Here is a 20,456-nt window from a genome sequence, read left to right on the forward strand (position 1 = left end):
CTCAACCCTCCGCGATCACCACGGCCGACGCCACCCCCGCGTCATGGCTGAGCGACACGTGCCAGCTGCGCACCCCCAGCTCGGCGGCGCGGGCCGCGACCGTGCCGCGGACCTCCAGCCGGGGCTGCCCGCTGTCCTCGACGCACACCTCGGCATCCGTCCAGAGCAGCCCGCCCGGCGCCCCGAGCGCCTTGGCCAGCGCCTCCTTGGCGGCGAAGCGGGCGGCCAGCGAGGCGATCCCCCGCCGCTCCCCGCTGGGAAGCAGCAACTCCCGCTCCAGGAAGAGGCGGTCCGCCATCTGCGGCGTACGCCCCAGCGCGGCGCCGAAGCGTTCGATCTCCGCCACATCGATCCCGACCCCGATGATCACGTACTCACCCTCACCCTGATCCACTGCACGGCCTACTCCACGGTCACGGACTTCGCCAGATTGCGCGGCTGGTCCACCTCGTTGCCGCGGGCCGTCGCCAGCTCGCAGGCGAAGACCTGCAACGGCACGGTGGCGACCAGCGGCTGGAGCAGCGTAGGCGTAGCGGGGATCCTGATGAGGTGGTCCGCGTACGGGACGACCGCCTCGTCGCCCTCCTCGGCGATGACGACGGTACGGGCGCCGCGGGCCCTGATCTCCTGGATGTTCGACACGATCTTGTCGTGGAGCACCGAACGGCCGCGCGGGGACGGCACGATCACGACGACCGGCAGCCCCTCGTCGATGAGCGCGATCGGCCCGTGCTTGAGCTCTCCGGCCGCGAAGCCCTCGGCGTGCATGTACGCGAGCTCCTTGAGCTTCAACGCGCCTTCCAGGGCCACCGGGTAGCCGACGTGCCGTCCCACGAAGAGCACCGTGTCGTGGTGCGCGAGCGAGCGGGCGAGCGCGCGCACGGGCTCCATCGTCCCGAGGAGCTCCTCCACCTGCCCGGGGATCGCGGAGAGCTGGCGCACCACGGTGCGGATCTCGTCGCCCCACTTGGTGCCGCGGATCTGGCCGAGGTACAGCGCGACGAGGTAGCAGGCGACGAGCTGCGTCAGGAACGCCTTGGTGGAGGCGACGGCCACCTCCGGACCGGCGTGGGTGTAGAGGACGGCGTCGGACTCCCTCGGGATCGTCGACCCGTTCGTGTTGCAGATGGCGAGGACCTTCGCCCCCTGCTCGCGGGCGTGCCGCAGGGCCATCAGCGTGTCCATCGTCTCGCCGGACTGGGAGATCGCGATGACCAGGGTGTTCCGGTCCAGGATCGGGTCGCGGTAGCGGAACTCGCTGGCCAGTTCCGTCTCGCAGGGCAGCCGGGTGACGTGCTCGATGGCGTACTTGGCGATCATCCCGGCGTGGAACGCGGTCCCGCAGGCGACGATGAAGACCTTGTCGACCTCCCTGAGCTCGCTCGGCGGGATCCGCACCTCGTCGAGGCGCAGCGCACCCGAGGCGTCGATCCGGCCCAGGAGCGTGTCGGCGACGGCCTTCGGCTGGTCCGCGATCTCCTTGAGCATGAAGGAGGCGTAGCCGCCCTTCTCGGCGGCGGAGGCGTCCCAGTCCACGTGGTACTCGCGTGACTCCGCGGGGAAGCCGTCGAACCCGGTGACGGTGGCCCCGTCCCTGCGCAGCTCGACCACCTGGTCCTGGCCGAGCTCGATCGCGGACCGGGTGTGCGCGATGAAGGCGGCCACGTCGGAGGCCAGGAACATCTCCCCGTCCCCCGCCCCGACCACCAGGGGCGAGTTCCGCCGCGCCCCGACGACCACATCCGGCTCGTCGGCGTGCACCGCGACCAGGGTGAACGCGCCCTCCAGCTGCCGGCAGACCTGGCGCATCGCCTCGGCGAGCTCACCGGTCGAGGAGTACGCCTCCGCCAGCAGATGGGCGACGACCTCGGTGTCGGTCTCGGAGGCCAGCTCGTGGCCGCGCCCGGTCAGCTCCTCGCGCAGGGCGGCGAAGTTCTCGATGATCCCGTTGTGCACGACGGCGACGCGCCCCGCGTTGTCGAGATGCGGATGGGCGTTGACATCGGTCGGCCCGCCGTGCGTGGCCCAACGGGTGTGCCCGATACCGGTGTTCCCGGCCGGCAGTGGCCGCTCCTTGAGCTCCTTCTCCAGGTTGAGGAGCTTCCCGGCCTTCTTCGCCCCGGCCAGACCACCGTCCGAGAGGACGGCGACCCCCGCGGAGTCGTACCCCCGGTACTCCAGCCGCTTCAGCCCCGCAACGACGACGTCCTGCGCCGACTGCCCACCGACGTAACCCACGATTCCGCACATATCGGCACCATAAGGCCGCAGGCCGGTGGGGGACAGTAGCCGTGCTCCGCGCCCGGTCGGGGCATCAGCCGAACCGCGGCAACCGGGACGGCAGCGTCCGCACCTCCTGGCACCCCTGGATCTTGTAGCTGTATTTCAGCAGTTCATAGGCGAAGTCCGTCACCTCCTGCCGCAGTTCATCCCCGGTCACAGCCGTATCGCCGATCGTCCTGGACTCGACGATCAACCCGTAATCCTGCCGTGCCTCTTCGGGCTTCTTCCCGGTCGGCGTACAGGGAACATAGATAACGGCCTCACTCGCATACGAGACCGCACGAATGCCCTGAAAGTCGACTTCGAGTTTGCTCGCGTCCGCAGCCGCCTCTACCCCTTCGCGCCACTCATCTGCGGAAACATCATGGATCCTACCGTCACCGGAAAGAATGGAATCCTGGCTGCGCGTTTTCACATTGCAGGAGAACAGAAAAGTCTCTCCGGCCCCGTCGACCCTTCTTCCCCGCTCGTGAGCCGTCATCGTGCCCGGCAGGACATGTGCCGCTATGTTCCGGTCCACCGCACCCGAGCAGACCCGTTCCGGCAGCCGGTCAACGCCTTTGGTGAAAACTTGTACGTACCCGAAGACCCCTACAGCCACAACAGCCAAGCCGACAAGCGCCTGCTTCGCCATCTTTTTCTCAATTGCTTCCACGGCCACCCTCACTGTTGTCCATATCAGGCACCGGGCCGAGCATGAATGTCCTCCAAAACCTGATCACTGCGAGTCCACCCGGCATTAACGCCTTCCAGAATCCAATACGCTCTAGAATCTTCAGTCATCTTTGATCCATGCATGGATGCGACATCTTTTGCCGCATTCTGTGTCTGCGAAACGACCGATTCCTGCGCATGAGCAAGACCCTTGCCTGAGGCATACAGACTCTCATCGAGCGCGCCCTCGGCCTCACGTCCGTCCATCATTCGGTCAACCGCCAAACCGACGACACCCCCGAAGAACCCGCCGCCGGCCGCTCCTACCATTTGACCGGACAGGTGCTCGGGAGCCAGCGCGACGGCCGCCATCCCTACCCCCGCAGAAGCGACGGCCTTATAGAAATCACCTTGGGTCTTCAAGGCCTCATTTTCACTCTTCTGCGCCTCCAGGCTCCCTGAGATCTCCAAGTCAGCAGCCGCATGACCGACGATCCCCTCAATAAGTCCCGCATTGATCGCAATCGCCTTGACGGGAATGCTCTCTTCGCCGCGAAAGAGGGATGGATCCGAAATGTGGGCTTCAAGCAGACTGCTGGTGTAAATAGTCTCACCCAGCCGAATTGCCGCCCTTCCGTTATCATCCTGCGCGACCTCGTACAGGAACCTTTCAACATCGGATTTTTCCAGCCCGTACGAAGCGGCACTATTAGAAAGGAAGATCGAGTCGGAACCTTGCCCTGTCAACGCTTGACTGATCTCGGGCATGTACCCCGATGCCATATGCCCAAAGCTCGCGCCAATTGACTTGTCCACGAGGTCGGCACCGCCACCCGGCTGGGCTACGGCATGCATAACGTTCTGCATAATTTCCACTTGCGTCTTACTGTGCGGGGACGGCTCGTTCGATACATCGCCGAATGCCACACCGCTTACGGCCACTTCGAGTGCGTGTCCCACCGACTCCCCCCGGTCCGTGTACTTGGTGCTCTGGAGTACATGATCAAGGGTGGACTTGTCGTCGAAGGTATTCGTCGCCGCTTCGGCATTGTGCGAGAGGGCATCCATGAAACCGATCAGAGGGTCGCGCCCGTTACCCTTCCCGAATACCAGGTCCGCCGACTGGTCCGGGGCCGTCCACACATCGTCGGTGTTCATTCCAGCACTGCCCGTCGGAGCCATATCCGACTTGAGAATTCGCTTCCCGTACTCGTCGAGGAATTCACTGTCGTACTTACCGTGGCCCATCAGGCTACTGATGACCTGAAAACCGATGGCCCCGACGGGGCCCTTGAGAGGACTGGCCGGATCTGCCCGGAAGTTGGTGTTCCCCTCGTTGATCAGGTCCTGCTTCCACTCCTTCATCGGAGCGGAATCGGAGTAGGTCGCCGAAGCAAGGGTCAGGCTCAGGTTCTTCTGGAGATCCTGGAGATCATCCAGCTGGGAGCCCTTCACGCCCGCGTACCGGTCGGTGACCTCCGCCCAGAACTGCAGTGTTTCCTTCGGCCCCGCCGCAAGAGCGAACCGCTCCGAGAACAGAGGGTCCTGGCTGTACTGCTTCAGGCGGTCGTTCATCTTGGCCAGGTCTGCAGCCGTACGATCCTGAGGATCCTTCTTGACGATCTTGGCCATGTCCTCCGCCGTCTTGATCGCATCGGCTGCGGCGTCACGGTCCTTGTAAGACGCACCACCGGAGAAGCCGTACTCGGCGTGGTTCGCGAGTGCCTTAAGCACTTGACCGGCAGTGCTGTCACTCTCAGCGGCCTTGGTGAGGATGCCCTGCAGCTCGTCCCTCAGCAGCACCATCGCTTCTTTACTGCCGGCGGGTTCCGGGTGCACGTTCACGTAGACGGTGAAGCCTCCGCCCTTCGCGCCGATGACGGAGAGATGCTTGTCCCAGCCCCGGTCGATCGCCCTGTTGAGCTCATCGCGGTAGCCAACGAGCTCGTTCCTGGTGTCGCGAAGGATGTTGCGGATACTCGTGGCCTGCTTGACGGCGTCGGTGAACTCGCCTGCCGTCCTGTTGATGAACTCCCTTGAAACGGTGGCATTCACACCGGCCCAGTTCGCCCTGTTCGCCTTGGCCCTCAGATCGTCCCGCGCCCTCTTCTCCATCTCGGTGAGGTGCTGGATCACTCCGGTCCAGTCCTCGACCGCAGTGCCGAGCGTGGCGAAATTTCCGTGACGAAGTGCCTCGATGTCCATCAGGACTTGGTCCCCTCGTCGAAGCCCTTGTCCAGCGTCGCAATGCTGCTGACCGTGGACGCGATGTGATACTCATCGCCCCGGTGCGCCTTCTTGGTGAAGTCCATGTGGTTCGAAATATGGGCACAGGCATCGACAAGCGATTGCAGTTGCTTCTCCCACTTCTTCTGCACAACATCCAGGCCACCGCCGACCTCGAACTCCTGTGTGGTCAGATCCTTGGCTGCCGTCTGACTACTCGACCAGGCATCCCGGCCGTACCGCCCCAGGTCCTCGAACAGCTTGAACGCACTGTCCCCTATCGCAGCCAGGTCCTGCTGGTCGACAGTCAGGTCGCCCTGCTCACCTCCACCTTGCTGCGACGCCTGGTTGAGCTGCGTGTGGGTCGCTCGGCCCTGCGCCGCCGTCTTCAACTGCTCCCACTCGTCCCAAGCCATGTCTGATCACTTTCCCCCGTCGGCACCACGTGCAGAACACACCTACGCAACTTAGCAAACAGTATTTCCTGTGCGACCACGGTTTTGAGGCAACCTCAGGCCCCTCCGAACGCTGCCGCTCGGGCCCTCACCGGTGGCCTCCGAGTACTCTGCTGCAGGCCCTGCGCGTGATCGGCAGACTCAGCCTCGCGACAACGACCGGGCCCGGGATCCAGCGCGTCACGTAAGCGTTAACGCTCGCAAAGCAACCCAAAGCTCCTGCAAAGAGCCCTGGCACCAGAAGGTTCGGCACAAGACCCACCTGCGCAAAGGGGGCCACCCAGTCGTTGGCCCGAAAGTCCCCGGCGTCCACGACCGCGGACGGGAACGGCGAGACCTCGCGGGCCGGCCGAGTCAGCCCACGTCGCGGACGCAGTGCTCTCTCAGGTCGGGCGCGTGCCGGGCGACAGTGCGGTAGTCGGCGTCGTCGTGGAGAACAACCAGCCCGTGATGGGCAGCAGTTGCGGCGACCATCAGGTCCACGGCCGAGGCGCTGCGGTGCTCCCCGGCCCGCGCCATACGCTGTTGCACCGCACTGATCCAGCGTCCCGCGTTCTTGGGCACGGAGACGTCCGGGTAGAGATCGGCGAACATGTCCACGATCTCGTCGTACTCACGACCGGTCCGGGCGCTGTGGAGGAACTCCGTGCGCTGCGGGTAGCAGGAAGCCAACGCCTCGGCACTGATCGCGTCGTACCAGGCGGACTGCAGGGCGGTGTCGCCGAGCAGACGGACCAGCCCGGACGTGTCGAGCAGATAGATCACTGCCCGTCCTTCTCCGCCCGATGCCGGCGCTTCGCGTCCTCCACCGCTCCCCACTGGCGAGCCCGCTCGAAGTGGCGGCTGATCCGCACCGCGCGGTCCTGCTGGTCCGCGTAGTACCGGAGGGCCAGGTTCACCGCTTCCTTCTTGGTCCTGGCCTTGGACAACGCCATGGTGCGCTCCAGCGCGTCATCGTCTATGTCGATCTGGGTCACGGACATCCAGCACCTCCCGCGAGCATGGTCATGTACAAAGAATTGTATGGCACCAACAAAAGCGGCGCGCGGCTCTCCGTCCTGGGCAAGGTGAGGGCGTGGCCGTCGCGGGCTGCCCGCGAATCCGTGTCGACCGCGGTCTCCGCCGAGCCCGGTGACCCACGCCCCGCACGGTCACCGTGGCACGCGCTCGGTGCCACCCTGCTCCGGGCGAACACACCACAGGCCCCGCCCCGTCCCCCACGTGACCGAGCCCACCCCCCACTCCGTTAAAACTCCCGCAACAATGAGTACGTGATCACTTCGCCCGCACGGAGCTCCCGTCGCACCGAGCACGCGCCGACGCCCTACGTCGACCTGACCCGGGCGGAGTGGAGCGCTCTGCGCGACAAGACCCCGCTGCCGCTCTCCGCCGACGAGGTCGAGAAGCTGCGCGGGCTCGGCGACGTCATCGACCTCGACGAGGTGCGGGACGTCTATCTGCCCCTCTCCCGGCTCCTGAACCTGTACGTCCAGGCCACCTCCGGTCTCCGCGGTGCGCTGAACACCTTTCTCGGGGACGCGGGAAACGGTCACGGCGAGCAGCGCGGCACCCCGTTCGTCATAGGGGTCGCGGGCAGCGTCGCCGTCGGCAAGTCCACCAGCGCCCGCATCCTGCAGGCGCTGCTGGCACGCTGGCCGGAGCATCCCCGGGTCGAGCTGGTGACCACGGACGGGTTCCTGCTGCCGATGAAGGAGCTCCAGGCGCGCGGGCTGATGTCGCGCAAAGGGTTCCCGGAGTCCTACGACCGGCGGGCCCTGACCCGGTTCGTCGCCGACATCAAGGCCGGCAAGGACGAGGTGACGGCGCCCGTCTACTCGCACCTGATCTACGACATCGTGCCCGGTGAGCGGCTCACCGTACGCCGTCCCGACATCCTGATCGTCGAAGGGCTGAACGTGCTGCAGCCCGCACTGCCCGGCAAGGACGGCCGGACCAGGGTCGGCCTCGCCGACTACTTCGACTTCAGTGTGTACGTGGACGCGCGCCCCGAGGACATCGAGACCTGGTACCTCCACCGCTTCCGACGGCTGCGCGAGACGGCGTTCCAGAACCCGTTCTCGTACTTCCGCAAGTACACCCAGGTCTCCGAGGAGGAGGCGCTGGACTACGCGCGCACCATGTGGCGGACCATCAACAAGCCCAATCTCCTGGAGAACGTGGCGCCGACACGGGGCCGTGCCACTCTGGTGCTGCGCAAGGGGCCGGACCACAAGGTCCAGCGTCTGTCGTTGCGCAAACTCTGACTCCGAAAGGGTGCACCGTGCTGCATCTGCGCCTCATAGTGCCCGCCGACCGCACCGACGAGGTGCTGGAGCTGCTGGAGCACACGGTGGGCACCGCGCATCTCGCGGTGCTCAGCGGTGCCGCCCGCAGCCCGGCGGGCGATGTGGTCCTGTGCGACGTCGCGCGCGAGGCGGGCGACGAACTGATCGGTGGACTGCGGAAACTCGGCATCGACAAGTCCGGTTCGATCACCGTCGAGAACATGGACCTCACCCTGTCCGCGCACGCCGACAAGGCGGAGGAGGACGCTCCCGGCGAGGGCGCGGACGCGGTGCTGTGGGAGGAGCTGACCGAGGTCACCCACGAGGAGTCGACGTTCAGCGTCACGTATGTGGCGTTCCTCTCCGTGGCGACGATGCTGGCCGCCTGCGGCGTGATGCTCGACAACGCGATCCTGATCGTGGGCGCGATGGCGGTGGGCCCGGAGTTCGGCCCCCTGGCGGGGATCTCGACGGCGCTCGTGCAGCGCGCACCGCGGCTGGTCGCGAGGTCGCTGTGGGCGCTGATCGGCGGGTTCGCGGTGGCGATGGTGCTGACGGCCGGGTTCGCCTGGCTGCTGGACGCCTTCGGGCTGTTCAACGAGGGCATGGTCACGGCGGACCGGCCCAACACCGGATTCATCTGGCACCCGGACTGGATGTCGTTCGTCGTGGCGCTCCTGGCGGGTATCGCCGGAACGCTCTCGCTGACCTCGGCGAAGTCCGGGGCTCTGATCGGCGTGGCGATCTCGGTGACCACCGTGCCCGCCGCCGCCAACGCCGCGGTCGCCTTCAGCTACCAGGACCTCCAGCAGACCTGGGGCTCCACGGCGCAGCTCCTCGCCAACCTGGGCGGCATCGTGCTCGCGGGAACGCTGACGCTGCTGCTCCAGAAGGCGCTGTGGGCCGCACAACGCCGGACGGGCCCGGCCTCGCGGCCGGACCCGTCCACGGTGCGGTAGCCCGTCAGCCGAGGGCGGACTTCACCACGTCGGCCAGCTGCCCGGCCACGGAGCGCGCCTGCTCGATGTCGGCGGCCTCGACCATGACCCGTACCAGCGGCTCCGTGCCCGACTTGCGCAGCAGTACGCGCCCGGTGTCGCCCAGCTCGCGCTCGGCCTCGGCGACCGCGGCGGCCAGCTCGGGCGAGGTGTCGACGCGGGACTTGTCGACGTCCGGCACGTTGATGAGCACCTGCGGGAGGCGCTGCATCACACCGGCCAGGTCCGCGAGCGTACGGCCGGTGGCGGCGATCCGTGCCGCGAGCATCAGCCCGGTCAGCGTGCCGTCACCCGTCGTGGCGTGGTCCAGGACGATGACGTGGCCGGACTGCTCGCCGCCCAGCGCGAAGCCTTCGGCCTTCATCGACTCCAGGACGTAGCGGTCGCCGACGGCGGTCTGGACGAGTTCGATGCCCTCGCGCTCCATCGCCATCTTGAAGCCGAGGTTCGACATGACCGTGCCGACGACGGTGTCCTTGCGCAGCTGCCCGGCCTCGCGCATGGCGAGGGCGAGCACGGCCAGGATCTGGTCCCCGTCGATCTCCTCGCCCGCGGCGTCCACGGCCAGGCAGCGGTCGGCGTCGCCGTCGTGCGCGATACCGAGGTCGGCGCCGTGCTCGACGACAGCGGCCCGCAGCAGACCGAGGTGGGTGGAGCCGCAGCCGTCGTTGATGTTCAGGCCGTCCGGCTCGGCACCGATGGTGACGACCTCGGCCCCGGCGCGGGTGAACGCCTCGGGCGAGACGCGGGCGGCGGCGCCGTGCGCCTCGTCCAGGACGACCTTCAGCCCGTCGAGCCTGTTCGGGAGGACCCCGATGAGGTGCGCGACGTACCGGTCGAAGCCCTCGGTGTAGTCGGTGACCCGGCCCACTCCGGCACCCGTCGGACGCGCCCAGGGCTCGCCGGTGCGGTGCTGCTCGTAGACCGTCTCGATGCGGTCCTCCAGCTCGTCGGCCAGCTTGTGGCCGCCGCGCGCGAAGAACTTGATGCCGTTGTCCGGCATGGCGTTGTGGCTCGCGGAGAGCATCACGCCGATGTCGGCGCCGAGCGCGCCGGTGAGATACGCCACGGCGGGGGTCGGCAGCACGCCGACCCTCAGGACGTCCACGCCCGCGCTGGCCAGGCCCGCCACGACGGCGGCCTCCAGGAACTCTCCAGAGGCCCGGGGGTCGCGGCCCACGACGGCCGTCGGCCGATGTCCCTCGAAGGTGCCTGCCTCGGCCAGTACGTGCGCCGCAGCGACCGAGAGCCCGAGCGCAAGCTCGGCCGTCAGGTCCGCATTGGCGACACCGCGCACGCCGTCCGTGCCGAAGAGTCGTCCCACTGGTGTCCTCCGAAGGTGCTCCGAAACCGCAAAACCAAAGTACTCAAAACAGGGCAGAGCAAGGCAAGGCGCAGCAAAGTGAGGCGCGCTAGAGGCCACTGTCCCTATAAACGTCTTAAGCCGTTATACGCCCGCGGGCGCCGATAAACGAACGCCCCAGCAGCACGAGGTGTGCCGCCGGGGCGAACGTGTAAAGCAGACGAGCAGGCGATTTAGCGCTTGCTGTACTGCGGGGCCTTACGGGCCTTCTTGAGACCGGCCTTCTTGCGCTCGACCGCACGGTCGTCACGGCAGAGGAAGCCGGCCTTCTTCAGCGTGGCGCGGTTGTTGTCCACGTCCGCCTCGTTCAGCGAGCGGGCCACGCCGAGGCGCAGGGCGCCGGCCTGACCGGAGACGCCGCCACCCGAGATGCGGGCGATGACGTCGTAGCGGCCGTCGAGCTCGAGCACCTTGAAGGGCTCGTTGACTTCCTGCTGGTGCACCTTGTTGGGGAAGTAGTCCTCAAGGGTGCGACCGTTGATCTTCCACTTGCCGGTGCCCGGAACGATCCGGACGCGGGCGATGGCGTTCTTGCGACGGCCCAGGCCGGCCGCGGGCTGCGGGTCGCCGAAGCGGCCTGCAAGCGACTCGGAGGTGTACTCACCCTCGACGGGGACCTCCGACTCGAAGGTGGTCACCTCGGCGAAGGTCTCTTCGCCCTCGGTGCCCTCGACGGGCGTCTCAACAGTGGTCTCGGCCACGATTCTCCTCAGATCTTTCTGTACGTCTTAGGGGGGAGGCCGGAACTACTGCGCGACCTGGGTGATCTCGAACGGGACCGGCTGCTGCGCAGCGTGCGGGTGCTGGTCACCCGCGTAGACCTTCAGCTTCGAGATCATCTGACGACCCAGGGTGTTCTTGGGGATCATGCCCTTGATGGCCTTCTCGACAGCCTTCTCCGGGTTCTTGGAGAGCAGCTCGTCGTAGCGCACGGAGCGGAGACCGCCCGGGAAACCGGAGTGGCGGTACGCCATCTTCTGGGTCTTCTTGTTGCCGGAGAGGTGAACCTTCTCGGCGTTGATGATGATGACGAAGTCGCCCATGTCCATGTGGGGGGCGTAGATCGCCTTGTGCTTGCCTCGGAGGAGGTTCGCAGCCGTCGTGGCCAGACGGCCCAGGACGATGTCCTCGGCGTCGATGATGTGCCACTGGCGAGTGACATCGCCGGGCTTGGGGCTGTACGTACGCACTTCGTAGCCTTCGCTTCTTCAGTGGATGGGGTCCAGACACACGGCACCCCTGAAGCGATGTGCAGCTGGGGCTCACAATGCCGGGGACGCTGCCCGTATGCGAGCCACTGGTAACTGCTCCAGGGAACCTACGTAAGGGCCCTTCGCGTGAGAACGACGAAGCCAATACGCATAACAATCCCCGACACTACCCGCCACGCCCCGGACGGGTCAAAACGCGCAGCCCCTACCGCGCCCGCTCGACCCGCCGCTCGTCCCAGACCGGCTCCGTGGACTCCCGTACGACCCCGTCCGAGCCGAAGACCAGGTACCGGTCGAACGACTTCGCGAACCAGCGGTCGTGCGTGACGGCCATCACCGTCCCGTCGTACATCTCCAGCCCGTCCTGCAGGGCCTCCGCCGACTCCAGGTCCAGGTTGTCCGTCGGCTCGTCCAGCAGGAGCGCCGTGGTGCCGGCCAGCTCCAGCAGCAGGATCTGGAACCGCGCCTGCTGCCCGCCGGACAGCCTCTCGAAGGCCTGGTCCCCCTGCCGCTCCATCTCGTACCGCCGCAGTACGGACATGGCCCCGCCCCGGTCCTTGGCGTGCTCGGTCCACAGGATCTCGACGAGCGTCTTGCCCTGCAGCTCCGGGTGGGCGTGCGTCTGCGCGAAGTGGCCGGGCACGACCCGCGCCCCGAGCTTCCACTCCCCGGTGTGCGCCACCGCCTCCCCCGCCAGCAGCCGCAGGAAGTGCGACTTCCCCGACCCGTTGGAGCCGAGGACGGCGACCCGCTCCCCGTAGTAGATCTCCAGGTCGAACGGCTTCATCAGACCGGTCAGCTCCAGGTTCTTGCAGGTCACGGCCCGCACCCCGGTCCGGCCCCCGCGCAGCCGCATCTTGATGTCCTGCTCGCGCGGCGGCTCCGGCGGCGGGCCCGCGTCCTCGAACTTCTTGAAGCGGGTCTGCATCGCGTGGTAGCGGTTCGCCATGTCGGGACTGTTCGCCGCCTGCTGCCGCATCCGCAGGACGAGGGCCTTCAGCCGGGCGTGCTCCTCCTCCCAGCGCCGCAGGAGCTCCTCGAAGCGCGCGAACCGCTCCTTGCGTGCCTGGTGGTACGTGGCGAACCCGGCACCGTGCACCCAGACGTCCGAGCCGGCCGCGCCGGGCTCCACGCTCACGATCTTCTCGGCGGCCCGCGAGAGCAGCTCCCGGTCGTGGGAGACGAAGAGCACCGTCTTGCGGGTCTCCTTGAGCCTCTCCTCCAGCCACCGCTTCCCGGGGACGTCCAGATAGTTGTCCGGCTCGTCCAGGAGCAGCACCTCGTCCGGGCCCCTGAGCAGCGCCTCCAGGACCAGCCTCTTCTGCTCGCCCCCGCTGAGTGTGCGCACCTCGCGCCACTGGGCCTTCTCGTACGGGATCCCGAGCGCGGCCGTCGTGCAGATGTCCCAGAGGGTCTCGGCCTCGTACCCGCGCACCTCGGCCCAGTCGCTGAGGGCCTGCGCGTACGCCATCTGCGCGGCCTCGTCGTCCACGGTGAGGATGCGCTCCTCCGCCACGTCGACGGCCTTCGCCGCTTCCTTGATGCGCGGCTGGGCGACGGACACCAGCAGGTCACGCACGGTCCGCCCGTCCCGTACGGAGCCCACGAACTGGCTCATCACGCCCAGCCCGCCGCTCACCGACACCGAGCCGCCGTGCGGCTGGATCTCCCCGGCGAGCAGCCTCAGGAGCGTCGTCTTGCCCGCCCCGTTCGCTCCGACGAGGGCGACGACCGCCCCGTCGGCCACCCGGAACGATGCATCGCCGAGCAGCACCCGCCCGTCCGGTAGGTAGTACTCCACGTGGCCCGCTTCAAGATGTCCCATGCACAGCATTGTCACGGGCGGCGAACCCCTGGCCCAACCGGATTACACAGGCTCTAGGATTCGCGGCATGAGCTTTGGGCAAGGGGGGCCCTCCTGGGGGCCGGGAGACAGCAGGACTCCGGACTGGGCGGCACTGGCCGACGAGTCCGCGGCACGCAGCCGCCGCAGGAAGTGGCTGCTGATCGGGGGCGGCGCCCTGGCGACCGCCGCCGTCGCCGCGATCGTGGCCACGGCCGTCGTCACGGCGAACGACACCGGCAGCCCCGGGTCGGACAAGAACGCGAGCGACCTGCCCGCACCCGCCGACCTGCCCTCGGACACCTCGCAGCCGCAGCCCTCCTTCTCCTCGGTGGCACCGCCGCCCCCGCCGGACCCGAAGGACTACATATCCGACGCCCGGAAGGACAAGGCACCGATCACCGTCGACGCCTTCTTCCCCGGCAAGAAGGTCACGGCGGGCGACCGCGTCCACGCCAAGGGCGCGACGAACCGCACGAACAGCTGCGCCGCGACCACCCAGGGCGCCCTCGGCTCGATCCTCACGTCGAACGGCTGCGACCAGGTCATCCGCGCCACGTACAGCAACAACGGCGTCGCGGTCACTGTCGGCCTCGCCGTGTTCGGCACCGAGGCCGAGGCGAAGAAGGCGGCCCAGCAGGCGTCCGGCGGCATCGCCTCCCTGAGCGGCGCGGGCGTCCCCACGTTCTGCCGCGCCGGCGCCGTCTGCCGCCGCACCGCCAACTCCTACGGGCGCTACGCCTACTTCACCGTCGGCGGCTACACCAGCGGCAAGAACGTCACGACCGCGAGCAAGGACGTGTACGCGGTGGGCGACGACCTGACGGAGTTCACGTTCCGTCAGATCCGCCACCGCGGCGAGGTACAGGCATCGGCAGCGGCAGGGATTCCCACCGCCTGACGCCGCGCCACCGCTCCCCCCACGCACCAGTCCCGTCCCTCCCCCGCCCCGAGGACCCGCCGCCGTGCGTCTGACCGCCCTGTTCACCATCCCGCGCGTCCTGCGCCACAGCGACGCGATAGGCGCCGACCTGCCGCCGGACGAGGCCGTCGTCCTCGACGCACCGGACCCCTCGCTGCGGGACGCGCTGGCCGCCGCCGCGGCCGGTGACCACGCCCCTGCCGCCGAACTGCTCGCCGCCACCCGCGAACACGCCCAGTGGGAGCGCAGGGACGCCTGTGTCTCCCGGCTCGCACGGGCCTCGCTGCACCACCCCGGCTGGCTGGACAGCTGGCTCGACGAGTCGCCGCAGGACCCCGACGCCGTACTGGTCAAGGCGGACCAGTACGTCCACCAGGCCTGGCAGATACGCACCGGTGCGCGCGCCAAGCACATCGAGCACGACCAGTTCCAGGCGTTCCACGCCGTCCTGCGGGACGCCGTCCCGGTCATCTCCGAGGCCGCCGAGCTCAATCCCGGTGACCCCGTCCCGTGGCGCATCGCCCTCACCCAGGCCCGCGGCATCCAGGCCCCGCGCGAGGTCTTCGACTCCTACCTCGCCGAAGCGGCCGACTGCGACCCGCACCACGAGGGCTGCCACATCCAGGCGCTCCAGTACCTCTGCGCCAAGTGGTACGGCTCGCACGAGGAGATGTTCGACTTCGCCGAGCGGTCGGCGGAACAGGCACCACCCGGCTCCAGACTCCACGCCCTGCCTCTCCAGGCGGTCGTGGAGTACCTCATCTCCGACGACGAGGTGCAGGGCCCCGACCCGTTCACGCCCCGCGCCGAGGCGGCCGTGACCCGCGCGCAGGCACTGTCGGACAGCTACGCCCCGGGAGACCGGGAAGCGGCCGGCTTCCGCAACCACCTGGCCATGATCCTGTGGTCGATGAACCGCTTCGAGGAAGCCCTCACCGTCTTCCGCTCCATCGGGGTGCACGCCACCACCTACCCCTGGACCTACTTCGGCGACGCCCGCGCCGAGTTCCTCGAAGCCCGCTCCGACACCCGGGTCGAGCTGGCGATGAAGGTCCCCTTCTTCCGCTCCCCGCCGAAGCCCCCGGCCGCCGAGATCCCCGACTGGGAACGGGAACTGGCACCCCGGTCGCTGGCCATCGCCGCCACCGGACCCACCGAGGTCGCCCAGGCCGCCCTGATCTGCGGCCACAGCCTGCGCACCGCCCCGGCGGGCAGCGGCCACACGTACGTCGAGATCGTCCCTGACCCCGTACGCGGCAAGCGCGCGGCGTTGCTCCCCGAGGACCCCCTCACCTCCGCGGCCGACAACTTCACGACCGGTGAGGACTGGCCCGCCCTGGTCCTGCACCGCACCCCGGAGCGCAGCAGCTTCACCCTCCTGCACCGGGGCAGGAAGGTGGCGGCCCACTCCTGGGAGACGGCGGCCCCGGCCGCCGACCACGCCGAGGTGACCGAGACCGCGGCGGCGCTGGCCCGGGTCTACGGGCTGCCCGACCCCCGCCCGCTGATCCACCTCCTGCGCGCCACCGGCGACCCGGCCCGGCACCAGAGCGGCCTCGTCGCGGCCCTGGGCCTCCCGCCCCTGCCCACGGGCTACGGCGGTGAGCAGGAGATCCTCGCAGGCCTCCCGGGCGCCCGCGTCCTGGCCCGGCGCGGCTTCCTGGCGGGCATGCGGGACACGATGTCCACGAAGGACGGCGTCCACCCCGAGACCCCGGCCCCGGCCGAGCCGCACCCGCCCCTGTGGTGGGTCCTGCGCGTCCTGGGCCTGCTGCTGTTCACCGCGGCGGCGGTCTACGCCTGGTGGACCCCGGACATCGGCTGGTTCCGCTCCACCATGTCCAGCTTCGTCGCCGTGTACTTCGCGGCCAGGCTCGTACGGGCCCTGCGCCGCCGCCGGATCAGCAGCAGCCCGCCCCCGGCAACGTCCTGACGTTCCGGGCCTCTTCGGCCCTGGCCGCCAGCAACGCGTCCGCCGGGTAGGCCACTTCCTCCAGCGTCAGCCCGTGCGGCCGCACCACGTGCACCGCGGGATCGCGCACCTTCGCCGCCAGCACCTCGGCCGGCCAGGCCGCCGGACGGCGGCCGTCCCCCACGAACAGGGCCGCGCCGATCAACGCCCGCACCATGTTGTGGCAGAAGGCGTCGGCCTGCACCGTCGCGCCGAGAACCCCGGACTCCGCGTCCCGTACCCAGGACAGCTTCTGCAGCGTCCGGATGGTCGTGGCGCCCTCACGCTTCTTGCAGTACGCCGCGAAGTCGTGCTCACCGACCATCAGGGCGGCCGCCTCGTTCATCGCGTCGATGTCCAACGGCCGGTCGTGCCACAGCACATGACCCCTGGTCAGCGGATCCACGCCGCCCGGCCGGTCCGCCACCCGGTACACGTAGCGGCGCCACAGCGCGGAGAAGCGCGCGTTGAACCCGGCCGGCGCCTCGGCCGCCCGCCAGATCCGGACGTCCAGCGGCAGCCGCCCGGCCATCCGCCGCAGCAGCTTCTCCTCGTGCTCGGCCCACACCTCGGCCGGAAGATCCACATGCGCCACCTGGCCGCGCGCGTGCACGCCCGCGTCGGTGCGCCCGGCGACCGTCAGGTCGTACGTCACCGAGGACCGCGTCACGGTCCGCAGCGCGTCCTCGATCTCACCCTGCACCGTGCGCCTGCTGGTCTGCTTCGCCCAGCCGGAAAAGTCCTTCCCGTCGTACGAAAGGTCCAGCCGTACCCGTACGAATCCGGGCTCTGCCTCATCACTCACCAGCGCATCCTCTCAAAACAGAACGGGCCCGCACCGCCCCGAAGGGTGATGCGGACCCGTACCGGGGTCTCAGGACGCTCAGGCGTCCTTGGACTCCTCAGCAGCGGCGTCGGCCGGCTTGGCGTCCTCGACGGTCTCGGCCGGAGCCTCGTCCTTCTTGAGGGCGTCTTCCTTGACCGCACGCTTCGTCGCAGCCTCGGCCTCACCGGTGGCGGCCTGCGCCACGGTCAGGGCCTCGACGAGCTCGATGACCGCCATCGGGGCGTTGTCGCCACGACGGTTGCCGATCTTGGTGATGCGGGTGTAACCACCGGGGCGGTTCTCGTACCGCGGGGCGATCTCGGTGAAGAGCGTGTGCACGATGCCCTTGTCCGTGATCGACTGCAGCACCAGGCGACGGTTGTGGATGTCGCCCTTCTTCGCCTTGGTGATGAAACGCTCGGCGACCGGACGCAGGCGGCGGGCCTTGGCCTCGGTCGTGGTGATGCGGCCGTGCTCGAACAGCGACTTCGCAAGGTTGATGAGAAGAAGCTTCTCGTGCGCAGCGCTGCCGCCCAGACGGGCACCCTTGGCGGGCTGAGGCATGGTTTTTCTCCTTGTGTGCTGCACCGGCCGTATCAGGTACCGGTGTCAGTTCCCGTGAGGCGGCTGCCCCACGGAAGTTCTGGATCAAGCCGAGCGGGGCTCGTTCGAGCCCGTCCGGCGGTTGAGGACAAAGCCCTCAGCCCCGGCACGGGGCACCCATCGAAACGGGCACCCCAGCCGGGAGGCGGATCAGTACTGCTCGGTCTCCACGAAACCGGCGTCCGCGTCGTCGTCGGCGCCGAAGGCGTCGGCGGCGGCCGTCGGGTCGAATCCGGGCGGGCTGTCCTTGAGCGCCAGGCCCATGCCGGCCAGCTTCGCCTTGACCTCGTCGATCGACTTCGCACCGAAGTTGCGGATGTCGAGCAGGTCGGCCTCGGAGCGGGCGACGAGTTCACCCACGGAGTGGATGCCCTCACGCTTGAGGCAGTTGTACGAACGGACCGTGAGCTCGAGCTCCTCGATCGGCAGCGCCAGATCGGCGGCGAGCGCGGCGTCCGTCGGGGACGGGCCCATGTCGATGCCCTCGGCGTCGATGTTGAGCTCGCGCGCCAGACCGAACAGCTCGACCAGGGTCTTACCGGCCGACGCCATGGCGTCACGGGGACGCATGGCCTGCTTGGTCTCGACGTCGACGATCAGCTTGTCGAAGTCGGTGCGCTGCTCGACACGGGTCGCCTCGACCTTGTACGTGACCTTGAGCACCGGCGAGTAGATGGAGTCGACCGGAATCCGGCCGATCTCCTGGCCCACCTGCTTGTTCTGGACGGCGGAGACGTAGCCGCGACCGCGCTCGACGGTCAGCTCCATCTCCAGCTTGCCCTTGCCGTTCAGCGTGGCCAGGACGAGGTCCGGGTTGTGGACCTCGACACCGGCCGGCGGGGCGATGTCAGCAGCGGTGACCAGGCCGGGACCCTGCTTGCGCAGGTACATCACGACCGGCTCGTCGTGCTCCGAGGAGACGACCAGCTGCTTGATGTTGAGGATGAGGTCGGTGACGTCCTCCTTGACGCCCGGCACGGTGGTGAACTCGTGCAGGACACCGTCGATCCGGATGCTGGTGACAGCGGCACCGGGGATCGAGGAGAGGAGGGTACGACGCAGGGAGTTGCCGAGGGTGTAACCGAAGCCCGGCTCCAGCGGCTCGATCACGAACCGGGAGCGGAACTCGTCGACGACCTCTTCGGTCAGCGACGGACGCTGAGCGATAAGCATGAAGGAATCCTTCAGTCGTGGGCACCCACTATTTGATGCCCGACAGATGTAACAAGGGTACGGGCGGCACACCCCCGAAGAGGCGTACCGCCCGGACCCGCACTACTGACCGACGGCCGTTACCGGCCGTCGAACATCAGACGCGACGACGCTTCGGCGGACGGCAGCCGTTGTGCGGCGTCGGGGTGACGTCCTGGATCGAACCGACCTCGAGGCCCGTGGCCTGCAGGGAGCGGATCGCGGTCTCGCGGCCGGAGCCCGGACCCTTCACGAAGACGTCAACCTTGCGCATGCCGTGCTCCTGCGCGCGGCGGGCGGCCGACTCGGCGGCCATCTGCGCGGCGAAGGGGGTGGACTTGCGCGAGCCCTTGAAGCCGACGTGGCCGGCGGAGGCCCAGGAGATCACGTTGCCCGAGGGGTCCGTGATCGAGACGATGGTGTTGTTGAACGTGCTCTTGATGTGCGCGTGCCCGTGAGCGACGTTCTTCTTTTCCTTGCGACGCACCTTCTTGGCTGCGCCCTGACGACCCTTGGGGGGCATGTCTTGACTCCAGATGGAGAGGGGAGGTGATCGGTCCTACAGCGAAGACCGCTGGTTGCTGCGAGGTTCCGGTGGCCCGGACACCCGCAGTGCGTCCGCTGAGGACTACTTCTTGCCCGGCTTCTTCTTACCGGCGATCGCGCGACGCGGGCCCTTGCGGGTACGCGCGTTGGTGCTGGTGCGCTGACCGTGGACCGGCAGACCGCGACGGTGCCGGATGCCCTGGTAGCAGCCGATCTCGATCTTGCGGCGGATGTCGCCCTGGATCTCGCGGCGAAGGTCACCCTCGGTGCGGAGGTTGGCGTCCACGTACTCGCGGATCTTGACCAGGTCCTCTTCGGCCAGGTCACGAACGCGGGTGTTGGGGTTCACGCCGGTGGTGGCGAGGATCTCCTTGGACCGGGTGCGCCCGATACCGAAGACGTAGGTGAGGGCAACCTCCACGCGCTTTTCGCGCGGGATGTCAACACCTGAAACGCGTGCCATTCAATGGCTCCAGTTGTTATTTCGGGGGTCTTCCGCAGTACCACTCCCGAACGCCGACCTCATCCGTGCTGGAAGAGGTGGTACGTCCGGGTCCCCGGCCCCCGCCGGAGGTGTCGTCAGCCGAAGCTTGGACGGGCACTGCGTATGTACGTTTACGTGCGTCGCGCGAAGAGCTGCGAGATGCAGGTGGTCGTGCGTCAGCCCTGGCGCTGCTTGTGGCGCAGGTTGTCGCAGATGACCATGACCCGGCCGTGACGGCGGATCACCTTGCACTTGTCGCAGATCTTCTTGACGCTCGGCTTGACCTTCATGGGATGTCAGGTTCTCCGGGTCAGTGCCCTCACCGCGCCGTAGCAGCGGTGGCGGCAAGATCTACTTGTACCGGTAGACGATCCGGCCACGCGTCAGGTCGTACGGAGACAGCTCCACCACGACCCGGTCATCCGGGAGGATACGGATGTAGTGCATCCGCATCTTGCCGCTGATGTGCGCGAGGACCTTGTGACCGTTCTGGAGTTCCACCTTGAACATGGCGTTCGGGAGGGACTCGATCACGGTGCCCTCAATTTCGATGGCACCTTGCTTCTTGGCCACGCTTCGCCTTTCGAATCGGCTACCTTGATCGACTTCGGCCGC

22 protein-coding genes are annotated in these 20,456 nt (G+C 68.0%); 4 read left to right on the top strand and 18 right to left on the bottom strand.

Annotated features, from left to right (window positions below; translation table 11 throughout):
• Position 1: 1 nt before the first annotated feature.
• The 7 genes from OG257_RS15625 to OG257_RS15655 all read right to left on the bottom strand — a co-directional run bounded on the left by OG257_RS15625 (position 2) and on the right by OG257_RS15655 (position 6,601).
• Positions 2 to 370: a holo-ACP synthase gene (locus tag OG257_RS15625; protein WP_329215119.1), complete on the bottom strand. Its 369-nt coding sequence runs from the start codon at positions 368 to 370 to the stop codon at positions 2 to 4.
• Positions 371 to 402: 32 nt separating this feature from the next.
• Positions 403 to 2,250, bottom strand: coding sequence for a glutamine--fructose-6-phosphate transaminase (isomerizing) (glmS, locus tag OG257_RS15630; RefSeq protein WP_329208262.1), 1,848 nt, complete (start codon positions 2,248 to 2,250; stop codon positions 403 to 405).
• Between the two features lie 64 nt (positions 2,251 to 2,314).
• The gene (locus OG257_RS15635) at positions 2,315 to 2,938 is read right to left on the bottom strand and encodes a hypothetical protein (protein WP_329208264.1); all 624 of its coding nucleotides are present in this window, start codon (positions 2,936 to 2,938) and stop codon (positions 2,315 to 2,317) included.
• Positions 2,939 to 2,961: 23 nt separating this feature from the next.
• Positions 2,962 to 5,142 (bottom strand): hypothetical protein, encoded by a 2,181-nt coding sequence (locus OG257_RS15640; protein WP_329208266.1) that lies wholly within the window; start codon positions 5,140 to 5,142, stop codon positions 2,962 to 2,964.
• Entirely contained in the window at positions 5,142 to 5,579 is a 438-nt protein-coding gene (locus tag OG257_RS15645; protein WP_329208268.1) for a hypothetical protein, read from the bottom strand. Before OG257_RS15645 ends, OG257_RS15640 begins: the two co-directional genes overlap by 1 nt.
• A gap of 393 nt (positions 5,580 to 5,972) precedes the next feature.
• Positions 5,973 to 6,383 carry a PIN domain-containing protein gene (locus OG257_RS15650; RefSeq protein ID WP_329208270.1) on the bottom strand — a complete coding sequence of 137 codons (411 nt, stop codon included), beginning with the start codon at positions 6,381 to 6,383 and terminating at the stop codon, positions 5,973 to 5,975.
• Positions 6,380 to 6,601 (bottom strand): type II toxin-antitoxin system VapB family antitoxin, encoded by a 222-nt coding sequence (locus tag OG257_RS15655; protein WP_329208271.1) that lies wholly within the window; start codon positions 6,599 to 6,601, stop codon positions 6,380 to 6,382. The genes OG257_RS15650 and OG257_RS15655 overlap by 4 nt, the downstream gene beginning before the upstream one ends.
• Before the next feature lie 288 nt (positions 6,602 to 6,889).
• Here OG257_RS15655 and coaA point away from each other — a divergent pair, with 288 nt between their 5' ends.
• Entirely contained in the window at positions 6,890 to 7,882 is a 993-nt protein-coding gene (gene coaA, locus OG257_RS15660; RefSeq protein ID WP_329208272.1) for a type I pantothenate kinase, read from the top strand.
• A 17-nt stretch (positions 7,883 to 7,899) separates the two neighbouring features.
• Positions 7,900 to 8,862 carry a DUF389 domain-containing protein gene (locus OG257_RS15665; protein ID WP_329208273.1) on the top strand — a complete coding sequence of 321 codons (963 nt, stop codon included), beginning with the start codon at positions 7,900 to 7,902 and terminating at the stop codon, positions 8,860 to 8,862.
• Between the two features lie 4 nt (positions 8,863 to 8,866).
• Here OG257_RS15665 and glmM read toward each other — a convergent pair whose 3' ends face one another.
• From glmM to OG257_RS15685, 4 genes are all read right to left on the bottom strand, one after another.
• The gene (glmM, locus tag OG257_RS15670) at positions 8,867 to 10,225 is read right to left on the bottom strand and encodes a phosphoglucosamine mutase (RefSeq protein ID WP_329208275.1); all 1,359 of its coding nucleotides are present in this window, start codon (positions 10,223 to 10,225) and stop codon (positions 8,867 to 8,869) included.
• A 212-nt stretch (positions 10,226 to 10,437) separates the two neighbouring features.
• On the bottom strand, positions 10,438 to 10,965 hold the full coding sequence (rpsI, locus tag OG257_RS15675; protein WP_329208277.1) for a 30S ribosomal protein S9: 528 nt from the start codon (positions 10,963 to 10,965) through the stop codon (positions 10,438 to 10,440).
• Between the two features lie 45 nt (positions 10,966 to 11,010).
• The gene (rplM, locus tag OG257_RS15680) at positions 11,011 to 11,454 is read right to left on the bottom strand and encodes a 50S ribosomal protein L13 (RefSeq protein ID WP_031096418.1); all 444 of its coding nucleotides are present in this window, start codon (positions 11,452 to 11,454) and stop codon (positions 11,011 to 11,013) included.
• Positions 11,455 to 11,680: 226 nt separating this feature from the next.
• Positions 11,681 to 13,300 (bottom strand): ABC-F family ATP-binding cassette domain-containing protein, encoded by a 1,620-nt coding sequence (locus tag OG257_RS15685; protein ID WP_329208279.1) that lies wholly within the window; start codon positions 13,298 to 13,300, stop codon positions 11,681 to 11,683.
• Between the two features lie 67 nt (positions 13,301 to 13,367).
• Between OG257_RS15685 and OG257_RS15690 the strand changes: the two genes are divergently transcribed.
• Together OG257_RS15690 and OG257_RS15695 are read left to right on the top strand one after the other, a co-directional pair.
• Complete coding sequence (locus OG257_RS15690) at positions 13,368 to 14,219, top strand: hypothetical protein (RefSeq protein ID WP_329208281.1); 852 nt, start codon at positions 13,368 to 13,370, stop codon at positions 14,217 to 14,219.
• A 64-nt stretch (positions 14,220 to 14,283) separates the two neighbouring features.
• Positions 14,284 to 16,173: a hypothetical protein gene (locus OG257_RS15695; protein ID WP_329208283.1), complete on the top strand. Its 1,890-nt coding sequence runs from the start codon at positions 14,284 to 14,286 to the stop codon at positions 16,171 to 16,173.
• Here OG257_RS15695 and truA read toward each other — a convergent pair.
• The 7 genes from truA to infA form a co-directional block, all read right to left on the bottom strand.
• Positions 16,142 to 16,996, bottom strand: coding sequence for a tRNA pseudouridine(38-40) synthase TruA (truA, locus tag OG257_RS15700; protein WP_329208284.1), 855 nt, complete (start codon positions 16,994 to 16,996; stop codon positions 16,142 to 16,144). The genes OG257_RS15695 and truA overlap by 32 nt on opposite strands.
• A gap of 78 nt (positions 16,997 to 17,074) precedes the next feature.
• Entirely contained in the window at positions 17,075 to 17,581 is a 507-nt protein-coding gene (gene rplQ, locus OG257_RS15705; RefSeq protein WP_056796563.1) for a 50S ribosomal protein L17, read from the bottom strand.
• A 189-nt stretch (positions 17,582 to 17,770) separates the two neighbouring features.
• A complete protein-coding gene (locus tag OG257_RS15710) occupies positions 17,771 to 18,793 on the bottom strand; it encodes a DNA-directed RNA polymerase subunit alpha (protein ID WP_003966937.1) in 1,023 nt (340 codons plus the stop codon).
• A 136-nt stretch (positions 18,794 to 18,929) separates the two neighbouring features.
• Positions 18,930 to 19,334, bottom strand: a complete 405-nt coding sequence (gene rpsK, locus OG257_RS15715) for a 30S ribosomal protein S11 (RefSeq protein WP_003956432.1) — start codon at positions 19,332 to 19,334, stop codon at positions 18,930 to 18,932.
• 105 nt (positions 19,335 to 19,439) lie between these two features.
• Positions 19,440 to 19,820, bottom strand: coding sequence for a 30S ribosomal protein S13 (rpsM, locus tag OG257_RS15720; RefSeq protein WP_014047799.1), 381 nt, complete (start codon positions 19,818 to 19,820; stop codon positions 19,440 to 19,442).
• A gap of 197 nt (positions 19,821 to 20,017) precedes the next feature.
• Positions 20,018 to 20,131 (bottom strand): 50S ribosomal protein L36, encoded by a 114-nt coding sequence (gene rpmJ / locus OG257_RS15725; RefSeq protein WP_003956441.1) that lies wholly within the window; start codon positions 20,129 to 20,131, stop codon positions 20,018 to 20,020.
• A 61-nt stretch (positions 20,132 to 20,192) separates the two neighbouring features.
• Positions 20,193 to 20,414: a translation initiation factor IF-1 gene (gene infA / locus OG257_RS15730; RefSeq protein ID WP_003956442.1), complete on the bottom strand. Its 222-nt coding sequence runs from the start codon at positions 20,412 to 20,414 to the stop codon at positions 20,193 to 20,195.
• Positions 20,415 to 20,456 lie beyond the last annotated feature (42 nt).

This window comes from Streptomyces sp. NBC_00683 (assembly GCF_036226745.1).
Taxonomy (GTDB): Bacteria; Actinomycetota; Actinomycetes; order Streptomycetales; family Streptomycetaceae; genus Streptomyces.